The 12,972-nt window shown below is 73.8% G+C and carries 11 protein-coding genes; 7 read left to right on the top strand and 4 right to left on the bottom strand.

The genetic code is table 11. From position 1 onward, the window contains the following. Window positions 1-72: 72 nt before the first annotated feature. From JF597_RS06815 to JF597_RS06800, 4 genes are all read right to left on the bottom strand, one after another. Complete coding sequence (locus JF597_RS06815) at window positions 73-2,652, bottom strand: ATP-binding cassette domain-containing protein (protein WP_293990616.1); 2,580 nt, start codon at window positions 2,650-2,652, stop codon at window positions 73-75. A gap of 12 nt (window positions 2,653-2,664) precedes the next feature. Further along, the gene (locus JF597_RS06810; RefSeq protein ID WP_293990614.1) at window positions 2,665-3,534 is read right to left on the bottom strand and encodes a branched-chain amino acid ABC transporter permease; all 870 of its coding nucleotides are present in this window, start codon (window positions 3,532-3,534) and stop codon (window positions 2,665-2,667) included. Window positions 3,535-3,711: 177 nt separating this feature from the next. Next, window positions 3,712-5,082 (bottom strand): FAD-dependent oxidoreductase, encoded by a 1,371-nt coding sequence (locus JF597_RS06805; protein WP_293990612.1) that lies wholly within the window; start codon window positions 5,080-5,082, stop codon window positions 3,712-3,714. Window positions 5,083-5,250: 168 nt separating this feature from the next. Further along, window positions 5,251-6,318 carry an alcohol dehydrogenase catalytic domain-containing protein gene (locus JF597_RS06800; protein WP_293990610.1) on the bottom strand — a complete coding sequence of 356 codons (1,068 nt, stop codon included), beginning with the start codon at window positions 6,316-6,318 and terminating at the stop codon, window positions 5,251-5,253. 69 nt (window positions 6,319-6,387) lie between these two features. Here JF597_RS06800 and JF597_RS06795 point away from each other — a divergent pair, with 69 nt between their 5' ends. The 7 genes from JF597_RS06795 to JF597_RS06765 all read left to right on the top strand — a co-directional run bounded on the left by JF597_RS06795 (window position 6,388) and on the right by JF597_RS06765 (window position 12,967). Then, the gene (locus tag JF597_RS06795) at window positions 6,388-7,194 is read left to right on the top strand and encodes an SDR family NAD(P)-dependent oxidoreductase (protein ID WP_293990608.1); all 807 of its coding nucleotides are present in this window, start codon (window positions 6,388-6,390) and stop codon (window positions 7,192-7,194) included. Window positions 7,195-7,205: 11 nt separating this feature from the next. Next, window positions 7,206-8,339 (top strand): acyl-CoA dehydrogenase family protein, encoded by a 1,134-nt coding sequence (locus JF597_RS06790; RefSeq protein ID WP_293990606.1) that lies wholly within the window; start codon window positions 7,206-7,208, stop codon window positions 8,337-8,339. Window positions 8,340-8,430: 91 nt separating this feature from the next. Beyond that, entirely contained in the window at window positions 8,431-9,219 is a 789-nt protein-coding gene (locus JF597_RS06785; RefSeq protein ID WP_293990604.1) for an enoyl-CoA hydratase/isomerase family protein, read from the top strand. Continuing rightward, the gene (locus JF597_RS06780; RefSeq protein ID WP_293990602.1) at window positions 9,204-9,575 is read left to right on the top strand and encodes an OB-fold domain-containing protein; all 372 of its coding nucleotides are present in this window, start codon (window positions 9,204-9,206) and stop codon (window positions 9,573-9,575) included. Before JF597_RS06785 ends, JF597_RS06780 begins: the two co-directional genes overlap by 16 nt. Then, window positions 9,572-10,720 carry a thiolase family protein gene (locus JF597_RS06775; RefSeq protein WP_293990600.1) on the top strand — a complete coding sequence of 383 codons (1,149 nt, stop codon included), beginning with the start codon at window positions 9,572-9,574 and terminating at the stop codon, window positions 10,718-10,720. The genes JF597_RS06780 and JF597_RS06775 overlap by 4 nt, the downstream gene beginning before the upstream one ends. Window positions 10,721-10,772: 52 nt before the next feature. Continuing rightward, window positions 10,773-11,984: an acyl-CoA dehydrogenase family protein gene (locus tag JF597_RS06770; RefSeq protein ID WP_293990598.1), complete on the top strand. Its 1,212-nt coding sequence runs from the start codon at window positions 10,773-10,775 to the stop codon at window positions 11,982-11,984. Beyond that, a complete protein-coding gene (locus JF597_RS06765) occupies window positions 11,981-12,967 on the top strand; it encodes a phosphotransferase family protein (RefSeq protein ID WP_293990596.1) in 987 nt (328 codons plus the stop codon). Before JF597_RS06770 ends, JF597_RS06765 begins: the two co-directional genes overlap by 4 nt. The last annotated feature ends 5 nt before the right edge of the window (window positions 12,968-12,972 follow it).

Below are 12,972 nucleotides of genomic sequence, written 5' to 3'. Positions count from 1 at the left end.
TGTCCGGAACACGGTCCACCTCGTTCACAACGGTTGGTACGGGCGCATGGGGTGCGGCAGGCGCAACGGATGTCACTGCACCGGGGAGGTCCGGGCGGTGGCCGCCGCGGTCGTGGCGGGCCCCGGGCCGCCGCTGAAGTAGGCCGACTCCGCCAGCGCGGCGAACTCCGGTTCGCCCGGCCGTCCTTGGGCGGCGACGGCGCCCTCGTGCAGGACGGCCACCTGGTGGCAGACGGACATGGCCCGGCTGAGCGACTGCTCCAGCAGCACCACCGTCAGGCCGTCGTGAGTCAGCCGGATCAGCCGGTCGTAGACCTCGTCCACCAGGGCGGGGGCCAGCCCGAGGGCCGGTTCGTCGACGATCAGGACGTCCGGCCGGGCGATCAGCGCGCGGGCGACGGCGAGCATCTGCTGCTCGCCGCCGGACAGCCCGGCGGCCGGGGCCGACAGCCGGTCACGCAGCCGGGCGGGCAGCCACTGGACGGTCTCCTCCAGCCGCTCGCGCAGTTCCGCGCCGGTGATGCCGGCCGCGTACGCAGCGACCTCCAGGTTCTCGCGCAGCGACAGGGTCCGGAACAGCCCGCGGCCCTCCGGAGCCAGGCTGGTGCGGACGGGGCCGTCCGACTCCCGAACGCCGTGGGTGGGCCGGAGCGAGCCGTGCAGGATGCCGGCGAGGGTGCTCTTGCCGGCGCCGTTGGCCCCCGCGACACCGAGCACCGTTCCTGCGCGGACGTCGAGGTCGACGTCCCGCAGGGCTGCCACACCGCCGTACGAGTGACCTGTCCCGCGCAGCCGGATCAGGCTCCGGTCGCCCACGGCGTCCGGCAGTTGGGCCCGGCTGCCGACCGTGCCCAGGTAGGACGAGCGCACCTTCGGATCCTGGAGCACGGTGTCCGGGGTGCCGTCGCCGATGGTGCGGCCGAAGTCGAAGGCGAGCACCCGGTGGGCGACGGAGAAGAGGTCGTCGAGGACGTGGTCGATGACAACCACGGCGGTGCCCTCGGCATTCAGCCGCCTGATGTGCTGGGCCAGCAACGTCCGTTCGCCGGTGTCGAGACCGCCGAAGGGCTCGTCCAGGATCAGCAGCCGAGGCCTCTCGGCCATCGCCCGCGCGAGGTCGAGACGCTTCTGCAGGCCGAAGGGCAGCTCCGCGGGACGGCGGTCCGCCACCTCCGCGAGGCCCACGGACCGCAGCAGCCGGGCGACGGCGTCCCGGTCGCGGGCCGTGACGCGGCGGCGGGTGCACAACACGTTCTCGGCGACCGTGAGTTCGGAGAACACCTCCGCGTGCTGGAAGGTGCGGCCGATCCCCAGCCGCCGGCGCGCGGTCGCCCGGGCGGTCAGCAGCGGCCGTCCCGCGAAGTCGGCCGTGCCGCTGACGCGTCCGTTTCCGGTCAGCCCGGACAGCACGTTCAACAGGGTTGTCTTACCCGCCCCGTTGGGCCCGATGACGGCCAGGATCTCGTCCTGCCGCACGGACAGCGAGGCGTCCTCCAGCGCCATGAGTCCGCCGTACGCCACGGACACGTGCTCCAGGCGGAGGAGGTCGGGGGCCTCGCCGTCCGCCCCGGACGGGTGACCGGCGCCCAGGAGTGGCGGGGAGGGCTCGGAGGACGGCGGCTGCCCGGTCTCCGGCCGTTCCGTGGAAGGCTCGGGGGACGGCGGCCGGCCGGTCTCCGCCCGTAGCCGTACGCGCCGCAGGATGCCCCGCGCGGGCGCGGCGAGGGACGGTACGACTCCCGCGGGCAGGAAGAGGAGGATCGCGATGAGGACGACGCCCTGCACCACCGGCTGGGGCAGCCCCACGGTGGAGGAGAGCGAGGGGCTCCAGGTGAGATAGATGCCGCCGGCCACGGCGCCCAGGACGGAGCCGACCCCGCCCAGCACGCACGCGGCGATCAGCGAGATGCCGAAGGCGAGCGAGAACGGGTCCGGGCTGACGAACCCGGTGATCAGGCCGAGCAGCACGCCCGCGAAGCTCGTGCACGCCCCGCTCACCGCGAACGACAGCGACGACTGGGCCTCCGGGGCGATCCCCACCGTACGGGCCGCCATCGGGTGCGACTTGGCGGCGACCAGGCGCATCCGCAGCGCCGAGGCGCGGGCGGGCACGGCCAGGGCGAGGACCACGGCCGCCGCGCCCACCGCGAGGTACTGGGCCTGGGTGCCACCGCCCGCGAACGTGCCGAGGCCCAGGTCGCTGCGCAGCTGGAGCACCGGTACGCCCTGGTCGCCCCCGGTCACGCCGCTCCACCTGTTGACCAGCTCCAGGGTCACCGTGGTGAAGGCGAGGGTCAGCAGCGCGATGTAGAGGACCGAGAACCGGGCGCCCGCGTATCCGAGGAAGGCACCCAGGGCGGCACCGACGGCGACCGCCGCCAGGACCACCGCCTCCAGCGCCCAGCCGTGCGCGCTGCCGTACGCCGCGAAGTAGGCGCCGAGGGCGAAGAACGCGGGGTGGCCCACCGACCAGATGCCGGACCAGCCGGCGAGCAGGCCGACCGACAGGACGACGATCGTGTACACGGCCGCCAGGGCCACCGAGTACATCTGGTACGCCGGGATCGCGCCGGCCGCCATGAACACCATGAGCACCGCGCCGGCGGCCGGTCCCAGGGCGGCCCTCGCCAGGACGGAACGGTTGAAGACCATGGATGCGACCCCTCAGACGCGCTGGAAGGTGCGGGTGCCGAACACGCCCTGGGGGCGGATCAGCAGCACCAGCACGGTGAACGAGAACACGAACGTGTCGCGGAAGCTGGCGGAGACGTAGTTCGCCGCCAGGTTGTCCAGGACACCGATGGCCAGCCCGCCGGCGACGGCCCCGTACATGCTGGTCAGACCCCCCAGGAAGATCCCCGCGAAGGCCCGGAACAGCGGTGCGGTGAGCGCCGTGGTCGCAAGGCCCGAGCGCGGCGCGTACAGGCACGCGGCCAGCGCGGCGAGGCCGAGGCCGAGGGCCCAGGAGATCCGGGCGAGCCGCTGGGCGCCGAGGCCGACCACCCGGGCCGTCTCGGCCGACTCGGCCACGGCACGCATGGCCGAGCCGAGCGTGGTGCGCGAGAACAGGAAGCCCACCAGCGCCATCGCCACCGCGGCGACACCGATCGTCACCAGACTCTGCACCGGCAGCGCCGCGCCCGACCAGCGCACGGTGCCGTCCACCAGGCTGGGGAAGTCCCTGGGCTGTTCGCCCCAGACCGACCCGGCCAGGTTCTCGGCGATCAGCGAGACCCCCATGGTCACGACGAGCGCGGAGAACAGCTGTCCCTGGCCCAGCGGCCGGATCACGGTCTCGCGCACCAGCAGGCCCGCCGCGACGGTGACCGCGACGGCGGCGAGGACACCGAGCGCCGTCGCCACGCCGCGGTCGTGGAGCGAGACCGCCACGTACAGGCCCAGGGTCGCGAGCGAGGCCATCGCGAAGTTCACGACGTCCGTGGCCCGGTAGATGATGACCAGCCCGAGGCCCATGAGGCCGTACACGGCTCCACTCGCCACACCGCTGACCAGGACAAGCAGGAACTGACTCACAGTCCCTCCCTCGGGGAAGAGCGCGTTTCACGCCACGCGTGCGGGACGTGCGGGCACCGTGGCCGGCACCAAATCAAAGTGAACTCACTTCAGTACGCTAGGCACCGTGGTGCCGGGCGGGCAAGACTCGTGCACGGGATTTGTGCGGGCCTCCCTGGGCGGCCTCCCTGGGCGGCCTCAGCGGTCGTCGGAGGCGGGTTGCCCGGCGAGCGCGGTACGGGCCGCCGCCAGCCCGAAGACCAGGGCGGGGGCGAGGCCGCCCGCGTAGGCGCGCCGGTACAGCCCGCCCGCGTCCGCGCCGGCCGCGAGCAGCCCGGGGACCGGCCGGCCTCCGCCGGTCCCCGGGCCGCCGGGCCCGGACAGGACGCGGGCCGCCGAGTCGATCAGCAGGCCGCCGAAGGCGAACGTGACCGCGGGCGCGGCCTCGATCACGTAGAAGGGCGGTTCGTCCAGCGGCCGGGGGTCCAGCAGGCGGCCGGGCGCCGGGGCCCCGCCCGAGGCCGCGGTGGCGTTGAACTCCCTGATGCGGTCGCGGATCACGGCGCCGGGATAGCCCCACTCCTCGGGCATCGACGCGAAGTCCGCCAGCTCCTCCGCCACCGCGCAGCGGGCCCCGGCGCGATGGCACAGCTGGAACTTGTCGACGCCCGGGATGCCCTCCACGTACGAGGCGCTGATCCACTCCCGGTGCACGCGCGCGTCGGCGACCAGCAGACCGCGGGCCCGGGGCCGGTCCAGCAGGGCCATGGCGCTGAGATGGTCGCCGGCCGTCTCGTCGACGAACCGCTCACCCGTGGTGTCGAACAGCAGGGCGTGCTCGCTGTAGTAGAGCGCGAGGTCCACGAAGCGCGCGGGGTCGGCCAGGGAGACGCCCGCCGGCATCAGGTGGCCGTAGAAGCCGGCGTCCTTCGCGCCGAACTGCGCCCCCACGGCCCGGCCGAGCGCCAGTCCGTCGCCGCGGCTGTGCGGGTTGGCCCGCAGCGCGACGTCCGCGGCCTGCGGGTGGAGGTGCTGGGCGCGCAGCGCGGGATCGCCCTGGAAGCCGCCGGTCGCGAGCAGCGTCCAGGCGGCCTCGACACGGCGTGCCGAGCCGTCCGGCAGGAGGCATTCGGCCCCCGTCACCCGGCCGTTCTCCGTCAGCAGGGTGCGCGTCCAGGTGCCGGTCAGCACCTCCTGGCCCCGGTCCCGGAGGAGCCGTTCGCAGGTGTCGAGGTAGTGGTCGGTGTCGACCTGGTGCCCGCGGCCGAAGCCGAGAACGGGCACCGGCGGTTTGCATGCCACGCCGAGCGACCGGACCCAGGCCACCCCGTCGGCGAATCCGTCGACCAGGGCCGCGGCCAGCTCCGGATCGCCGTCCGGATTGACCCGGCGCAGCTCCTCGACCGTCGGTGCGGTCCAGATGAAGCCCGCGAAGCGGGCGGACCCGCCCACCCGGTCGGCTTTCTCCACCAGCACCACCGAACCGCCCCCGGCCGCGACCCGGGCGGCGGCCGAGAGCCCCGCCATGCCGCCCCCGATCACCAGCAGGTCCACCGTGTCCGCGCCCATGGGCAGTCCTCCGCCTCTGTGTCACCGAGTGGGTCACGACGCTAATTGAACTCACTTCTGTAGTCGAGGGGTCGGTATGGGTGTGCTGAGGCGGTGCCCTTTCGGCCGCGGGTCGGTTGCCGCGGCCGTGAGGTCGCCCGGCGGAAGGCCCGGGAGCCGGCTGCCGGCTCAGTCGGGAACGACGACGGCGCGCCCCCGTACCGCGCCCGCGCGCAGCCTCTCGAACGCCTCCAGGGCGCTCGACAGTCCGTACCGCTCGACCTCCACGCGCAGGGCGCCCGCGCGGGCCAGTGCGACCACCCGTTCGAGCTCCGGCACGGTTCCCCAGAAGGGCAGTGAGATCCGCGTTCCGGGAGGGAGCGCGCCGGGCTTGCGGACCGTCAGTTCGCCGCCCCCGCTGCCGACGACGACCAGTTCCCCGCCGGCCCGCAGGACGGCCACGGCGAGCCCCAGGCTGGAGCGGCTGCCGACGAAGTCGAGCACGGCCACCGCTCCGGTCCCGCCGGTCCGGGCCCGCAGCACCTGGGCGGTGTCGGGCCGCGGCAGCGTCGCGAAGTGCGCGCCGCAGGCGCCGGCCAGGGCCAGCGCCTCCTCCCGTACGTCCACGGCCAGCACCTGCGCGCTCGTCGTGGCCCGCAGGATCTGGACCGCGAGGTGGCCCAGCCCGCCGACGCCGAGCACGACCACGCTCGTGCCGTCGGCCGGGGGGCGCCCCAGGGCGGTGACGGCGTGGTAGGCGGTGAGCCCGGCGTCGGTCAGGGGCGCCGCCTGGAGCGCGTCCAGGTCGCCCACCGGGACCAGCAGCCGTCCGGACGGCACGAGCACCGTGTCGGCCATCCCGCCGTCCCGGCCCAGCCCCGCCCCGGTGCCGGCCAGCTCCCGGTCGAGCTCCGGTCGGCGGTCGCAGTAGTTCTCCGCGCCCGCACCGCAGTTCGCGCAATGCCCGCACCCCCACGGCCCGTACACGACGACGCGCTCTCCGACGGCCGGACCCACGGCCGACGGGCCCCGCTCCAGCACCCGGCCGGCGATCTCGTGGCCGAGGGTGAACGGAACTCGGTAGGGGAGGCCGCCCGGAGCCGCGTCCACGACGTGGAGGTCCGACCGGCACAGCCCGGCCGCCTCGACCCGCAGCAGTACTTCCTCGCCCGTGGGTGCCGGCCGCGGCAGTTCGGTGAGGACGGGCGGTCCGCCCCGGCGCGTCAGCCGGACCGCTCTTGTGCTGGCTGTTGACATGGCTGAGACGGTAACAAAAATGAAGTCAGTTCAGTAGTGGAGAAGAGGGTGGAGGGAGAGGTGACCGCCATGAGTGACGAACGCGGTGACGGGAGGGCGGGCCGTTTCGGCGGACGCATCGCCCTGGTCACCGGTGCGGGTTCCGGCATCGGCGCGGCGGTGGCCCGGCGGCTTGCGGAGCAAGGTGCGGAGGTCTTCGCCGCCGACGTCGACGGCACCTCCGTCGCGGCCGTGGCCGGGGGACTTTCCGGCGCCCACGCGCTGACCCTGGACGTCGCGGACCCCGCACAGGTCGACCGGGCGTTCACGGAGGCGACGGCGGCGCGCGGACGCCTGGACGTGGTGGTGCACGCGGCCGGTGTGGACGACCCCGCCGCCAAGGAGTGGATCGCCGAGGCGCTGCTCGAGGACCGGCCGCCCGAGGTGACCGCGAGGCTCGGCGACGACGCATGGCGGCGCGTGCTGCGGGTCAACCTCGACGGCACCTTCCACGTGCTGCGCTCCGCGCTGCGCGTCATGGTGCCCCGCGCGGCCGGGGCGGTCGTCACCGTCGGTTCCTCCTCGGCCTTCGACACCCTGGCCGGTTATCCGCACTACGCGGCGTCGAAGGCCGGCGTGCACGCGCTGAGCCAGGCCGTCGCCAAGGAGGCGATCGCGTTCGGCGTCCGCGTCAACACGGTCGCGCCGGGGCCGACGGAGACGGGCATGGCGGCGCGCACGCCCGCGGTGCTCCGACGGGGCTTCGCCGAGCCACGGGTCCGGCCCTACGCCGCGCCGGAGGAGATCGCCGACATCGCCCTGTTCCTGGCGAGCGAGGACGCGGCGAATCTCGTGGGCGCGGTCCTGCTCGCCAACGGCGGACGGTTCACGGTGTGAGGGAGGTTCGGATGGTCCGGCTCGATGCCGATCCCGCGCTGCTGCTGGAGACCGAGGAGCGGCGCCAACTGCGGTCGGTGCTACGGGATGCGCTCACCGATTCCTGCGGGCCCGGGGAGGTCCGCCGGCAGGTCGCGAGCCCGCGCGGGTTCGACCGGGTGCTGTGGGACAGACTCGCCGGCGAGATCGGCGTGCACGGCCTCGCCGTGCCCGAGGAGTACGGCGGCGCCGGCTACACCTACGCCGAACTCGCCGTCGCCCTGGAGGAGACGGGGCGTGTGCTGTGCCCCGCGCCGCTGCTGCCGACCCTCGTGCTGGCCGGGGAAGCCCTGCTGGCCGGCGGGGACCCGCGGGCCTGCGAGCGCTGGCTGCCCCGGATCGCCTCCGGCGCCCGCACGGCCACCGTCGCCGGAGTGCTGCACCCGGCCAGGGTCACCGCCGAACGCGGCCCCGACGGCTGGGTGCTGCGCGGCGCGGCGGACTTCGTGCCCGACGGCGAGGACGCCGACCTGCTGCTGGTCGCCGCCCGCGCCCCGGACGGGGAGCGGCTGTTCGCCTGCGTACCCGACGCCGCGACCTGCCGTCGTACGGCGCACCGCGTCCTCGACCCCACCCGGCGCCAGGCGCGGGTCCGCTTCACCGGAGCCGCGGCCGATCCGGTCGGCGAGCCGGGGCAGGCCCCGGTGATCGCCGCCGCCGTGCTGGACGCCGGACGGGTGGCACTGGCCGCCGAGCATGTGGGAGGCAGTGCCCACGCGCTGGACGCGACCCTGGACTACGTGTCCCACCGAACTCAGTTCGGCAGGGCCATCGGATCCTTCCAGGCGATCAAGCACCGGCTGGCCGACCTCCTCGTCGCGATCGAGGGTGCCCGCTCCGTGTCGTCGTACGCGAGTGCCTGCCTGGCCGCGCGAGGGCCGGACCTGCCGGTGGCCGCGAGTGCCGCGGCGGTCGCCTGCACCCGTGCCTATCGCCTGGCCGCCACCGAATACGTGCAGCTCCACGGAGGAATCGGCTTCACCTGGGAGCATCCGGCCCATCTCTACGTGCGTCGCGCCAGGGCCGACGAGGCGCTGTTCGGTACCGGGGACGACCACGGCCTGCGCCTGGCCGGGCTGCTCGGCCTCACCGGCCGGGGCGACTGACCGCTCGTCGGCGGCCGATCTTCCGGACCATTGACAGGGGCATCAACCGACCCCAGAATCGAACTCAATTCAGTTCAGTTTGGAGGAGCTCATGGCAGTCGAAGACGAGATCCAGTTCGAGCGGGACGGGCAGGTGGCGCGGGTCTGGCTGAACCGCCCGCACAAGAAGAACTGCGTGACGGTGCCGATCCTCAACCGCCTCGACGAGATCATCACCGAGGTCGACGCGGACCCCGAACTGCGCGTGCTGGTGCTGCGCGGGCGCGGCAACACCTTCTGCTCCGGGTTCGACCTGGACAGCCTCAAGGCCGACTTCGTCGGCAGGTCCAACGCGATCGACGTCGCCGTGCTGTCGGCCAAGGTCTGCGACCGGCTGTACTCGATGAAGACTCCGTCGATCGCCGTCCTCGAAGGGCATGTCACCGCCGGCGGCTTCGAGTTGATGATCTCCTGCGACTTCGCGATCGCCGCGGACGACGCACTGATCGGCGACTTCCACATCCGCCGCGCCCTGTTCGGCGGAGCGGGGCCGATCTACCGGGTCCCGCGCATGATCGGCGTCCGCAAGACCAAGGAGCTCATGCTCACCGGCAAACTGCTCACCGGGGTCGAGGCCGCCGCGTTCGGACTGATCAATTCCTCGGCGCCCGCCGACAAACTCGACGCCACCGTCGAGGAGTTCGCCGACCAGCTCGTCGACAAGAGCCCCTTCACCATGTGGATCACCAAGATGACCATCGACCGGAGTCTCGACGCGGACATCCAGTCGTTGATGGTCATGGAACACCTCGCCGTCGGCGTGATGCTCAACTCCGAGGACGCGGCGGAGGGCGTGGCGGCCTTCCTGGAGAAGCGGGAACCGCAGTGGAAGGGCCGCTGAGCGCCGCGGCGGAGGCCGGGAGCCGGCTGCGCGGCTCCCGGTGCGCCGACTGCGCGGTGGCCGCCTACCCGGCCCGCCCCGGGTGCCCCCGCTGCGGGGGACCGGCCGAGCCGGTCGTGCTCTCCGCCACGGGCACGCTGTGGACCTGGACCGTGCAGCGGTACGCGCCCAAGTCGCCGCCGTACCTCCCACCCGCCGCCGGATTCACGCCGTTCACCGTCGGATACGTCGAACTCCCCGAAGGCGTCCGGGTGCTGGCCGCCCTGGACATCCGGCCCGAGGACGCGGAGATCGGCATGCCGGTCACCGTCACCGCGGGGGACGGGGTGCCGAGGGCCACCGGAGCCGTCGGATGAGCGGCGGGGACGTACTCGTCTGCGGTGCCGGGATCACCTCCTTCGCCCGGACGGCGGCGAGCGGCCGGGAGCTGGCCGTGCACGCCGTGCGAGCCGCTCTCGAGGACGCCGGACTGCCGTGGTCACGGGTGCGGGCCGCGTACGGCGGCAGCGACGCCGCCGGCAACGCCGACACGCTCGTCGCCGAACTCGGCCTGACCGGCGTGCCGTTCACCAACGTCCGCAACGGCTGCGCCACCGGCGGCAGCGCACTGGTGGCGGCGGTCGGCGCGATCCGGTCGGGGGCGGCGGACGTCGCCCTCGCCGTCGGGTTCGACAAACACCCGCGCGGCGCCTTCGACCCACGGCCCGCCGACTGGGGGCTCGACGAGGCCTACGGCCGCGACGGGCTGATGGTCACCACACAGTTCTTCGCGATGAAGATCCAGCGGTACATGCACGACCACGGCATCAGCCCCCGCACCCTCGCCCTGGTCGCCGAGAAGGCGTACGCGAACGGCGCGCTCAACCCGCTCGCCTGGCGGCGCAAGCCGCTCGACGCCGACGAGATCCTCGCCTCCGGCATGGTCAACGACCCGCTGACCCGGTACATGTTCTGCTCGCCCGGCCAGGGCGCGGTCGCCCTGGTCCTGTGCAGCCGCGCCGTGGCTCGCGAACTCGGCGGCGCACCGGTCACGCTGCGGGCGGCCGTCGTGCGGACCCGCAGGTTCGGCTCCTTCGAGGTGTTCAGCCCCTGGGCACCGCCCGGGACCCCGACCAGCGTGAGTGCGGACGCCGCCCGCCACGCCTTCGAGGAAGCCGGTCTGGGACCCGCAGACATCGACGTCTGCCAGCTCCAGGACACCGAGAGCGGCGCCGAGGTGATGCACCTGGCCGAGTGCGGGTTCTGCGCACACGGCGAGCAGGAGTCGCTCATCCCCTTCGGGGCGACCGGGATCGGCGGCTCGCTGCCCGTCAACACCGACGGCGGCTGCATCGCCAACGGCGAACCCATCGGCGCCTCCGGGCTGCGCCAGGTCCACGAGGTCGTACAGCAGTTGCGCGGCCGGGCCGGCGAGCGCCAGGTGCCGGGTGACCCCGCGGTCGGCTTCACCCATGTGTACGGGGCGCCGGGCGTCAGCGCCTGCACCGTGCTGACCCGCTGAGCGCACCGAGACGCATCGGGACACCGAGGACAGGAAGGGAGGTCGGAGGAGCATGAGCGGCATTCCCGAGCCGGCGGAGTTCCGCGCCGAGGCGCGGAACTGGCTGGCCGGCGTGGCGAAGAGGCGCGCCGCGCACCAGGACTGGGGCCGCGGCGACGACTCGGTGGCGGTCTTCGAGAACCGGACCGAAGCGGAAGAGCGCGCGCAGACCGAGCTGATACGGCGGTGGGAGCGCACCCGGTACGACCAGGGCTGGGGCGCCCTCGACTGGCCACCGGAGTACGGCGGCCGCGAACTTCCCTCGTACTACGAGCAGTTGTACCGGGCCGAGGAGGCGGCCTTCGACGTGCCGCGGCGCACCGAGGTCTTCCCGGTGACCCGGCAGCTCGTCGCCCCGGCCGTCCGCATCTGGGGCACGGACGAACAGAAGCGGCGCTGGCTGCGCCCCATGCTGCGCACCGACGAACTCGCCTGCCAGCTCTTCTCGGAGACCGAGGCCGGTTCCGACCTGGCCGGCGTCCGCACCCGGGCCGTGCGGGAGGGCGACGGCTGGGTGGTGCGCGGACACAAGGTCTGGACGTCCGGCGCCCGGGTCGCCACCTGGGGCGTCGCGGTGTGCCGCACCGACCCCGGCGCCCCCAGGCATGCGGGCATCACGGTCCTCCTGGTCCGGATGGACGCGCCCGGCGTGACCGTACGGCCCATCCGGCAGATGACGGGCGGCGCCAGCTTCAACGAGGTCTACCTGGACGACGTCTTCGTGCCCGACACCGACCGGCTCGGCCCGGTCGGCGAGGGCTGGCGGGTCACCCTCACCGTGCTCGCCGCCGAACGCCTCGACTCCGGCGGCCTCGGCCTGGACAACGCCGAGCGCGCCCTGGAGCTCGCCCGGCACCTGCCCCGCCCGCTCACCGGCGCGGAACGGCAGCAGGCGGCCGAGCTCTACGTCCGCACGTTGGTGCAACGGCTCACCGGACTGCGGGTGACGGCGGCCCTGGCGGCCGGTCGGGAACCGGGCGCCGAGGCATCGGTCGGCAAACTGCACGCCACCGCGACCATGCGCGCCACCACCGACCTCGTCCAGCAGCTCCTCGGGCCACGGCTGGCCGCCGACACGGGGGAGTGGGGCACCTTCGCCTGGACCGAGCACCTGCTCGGCGCCCCCGGCTACCGCATCGCCGGCGGCAGCGACGAGATCCAGCGCAACATCCTGGCCGAGCGCGTGCTCCGGCTGCCCAAAGAGCCGAAAGGGACGAGCAGTTGAGTACGACGACCGAAGTGGCCGAACTCGCACGGCGGGTCCGCGCACGGCTCGTGGCCCGGCACCCGCACGAGCCGCCGGGCGACCTGCGCACCCTGCCCGGCGGCCACTCCGGCCTCACCTACTCCGTCACGGCGGGAGAGGTGCCGTACGTCGTGAAGGCCGTGCCACCGGGACAGCGCGCCGTCGGCCGCAACGACGTGCTGCGGCAGGCCCGGATCCTGCGTGCGCTCGCCGGGTCGCCGGTGCCCGTCCCGGCCGTCGTGGCCGTGGACGAGACCGAACCGGCCTGGTTCGCCATGGAGTTCGTGGACGGCGAGGCCGTCGAGCCGGTCCTCGACGAACACCGCCTGGATCCCGGACTGTGCCGGACCCGCATGCTCGCCCTGGCCGGCGTGCTCAGGGACCTGCACGGGACGGCGGGTCCCGAGGCCGCCGAACCGCTCGACCCGGCAGCGGAGTTGGAGCGGTGGAGCCGCACCATGCGAGCGGTTCCGGACGGACTTCGCCCCGGCTCCGAGGAAGTCCTCGGCGCACTGGCCGCGGGCATCCCCGACAGCACGGCCCCCACCCTCACCCACGGCGACTTCCGGCTCGGCAACGTCCTGTGCCGGGGCGAGCGGCCGGCGGCCGTCGTCGACTGGGAGATCTGGGAGTACGGCGATCCCCGCATCGACCTCGCGTGGTTCCTGCTCTTCACCGACCACCGCAACTTCCCGCGCCTCGGCCGCGCGGTCCCGGGTCTGCCCACCGAGGAAGAGCTGCTCACCGCCTACCTCGACGGCCGTCCCGAACCTCCCGACCTCGACTGGTTCCGCGCTCTGGCCCGCACCAAGATGGCGGCGATCATGGGGCACAACCTGCGCAGGCACCGCGAGGGCAAGCACCACGACCCGGACCAGGAACGGCTGCCCCCGACCATCGCGGCGATGATCCGCACGGCCGCCGACCTCCTCGCCGCCACCCGGCGAACCCGACGGCCCTGAAGGAG

Origin of the sequence: Streptomyces sp. (assembly GCF_019510245.1) — a bacterium.
Lineage (GTDB): Bacteria > Actinomycetota > Actinomycetes > Streptomycetales > Streptomycetaceae > Streptomyces.
This window is presented reverse-complemented; position numbering and strand designations above follow the sequence as displayed.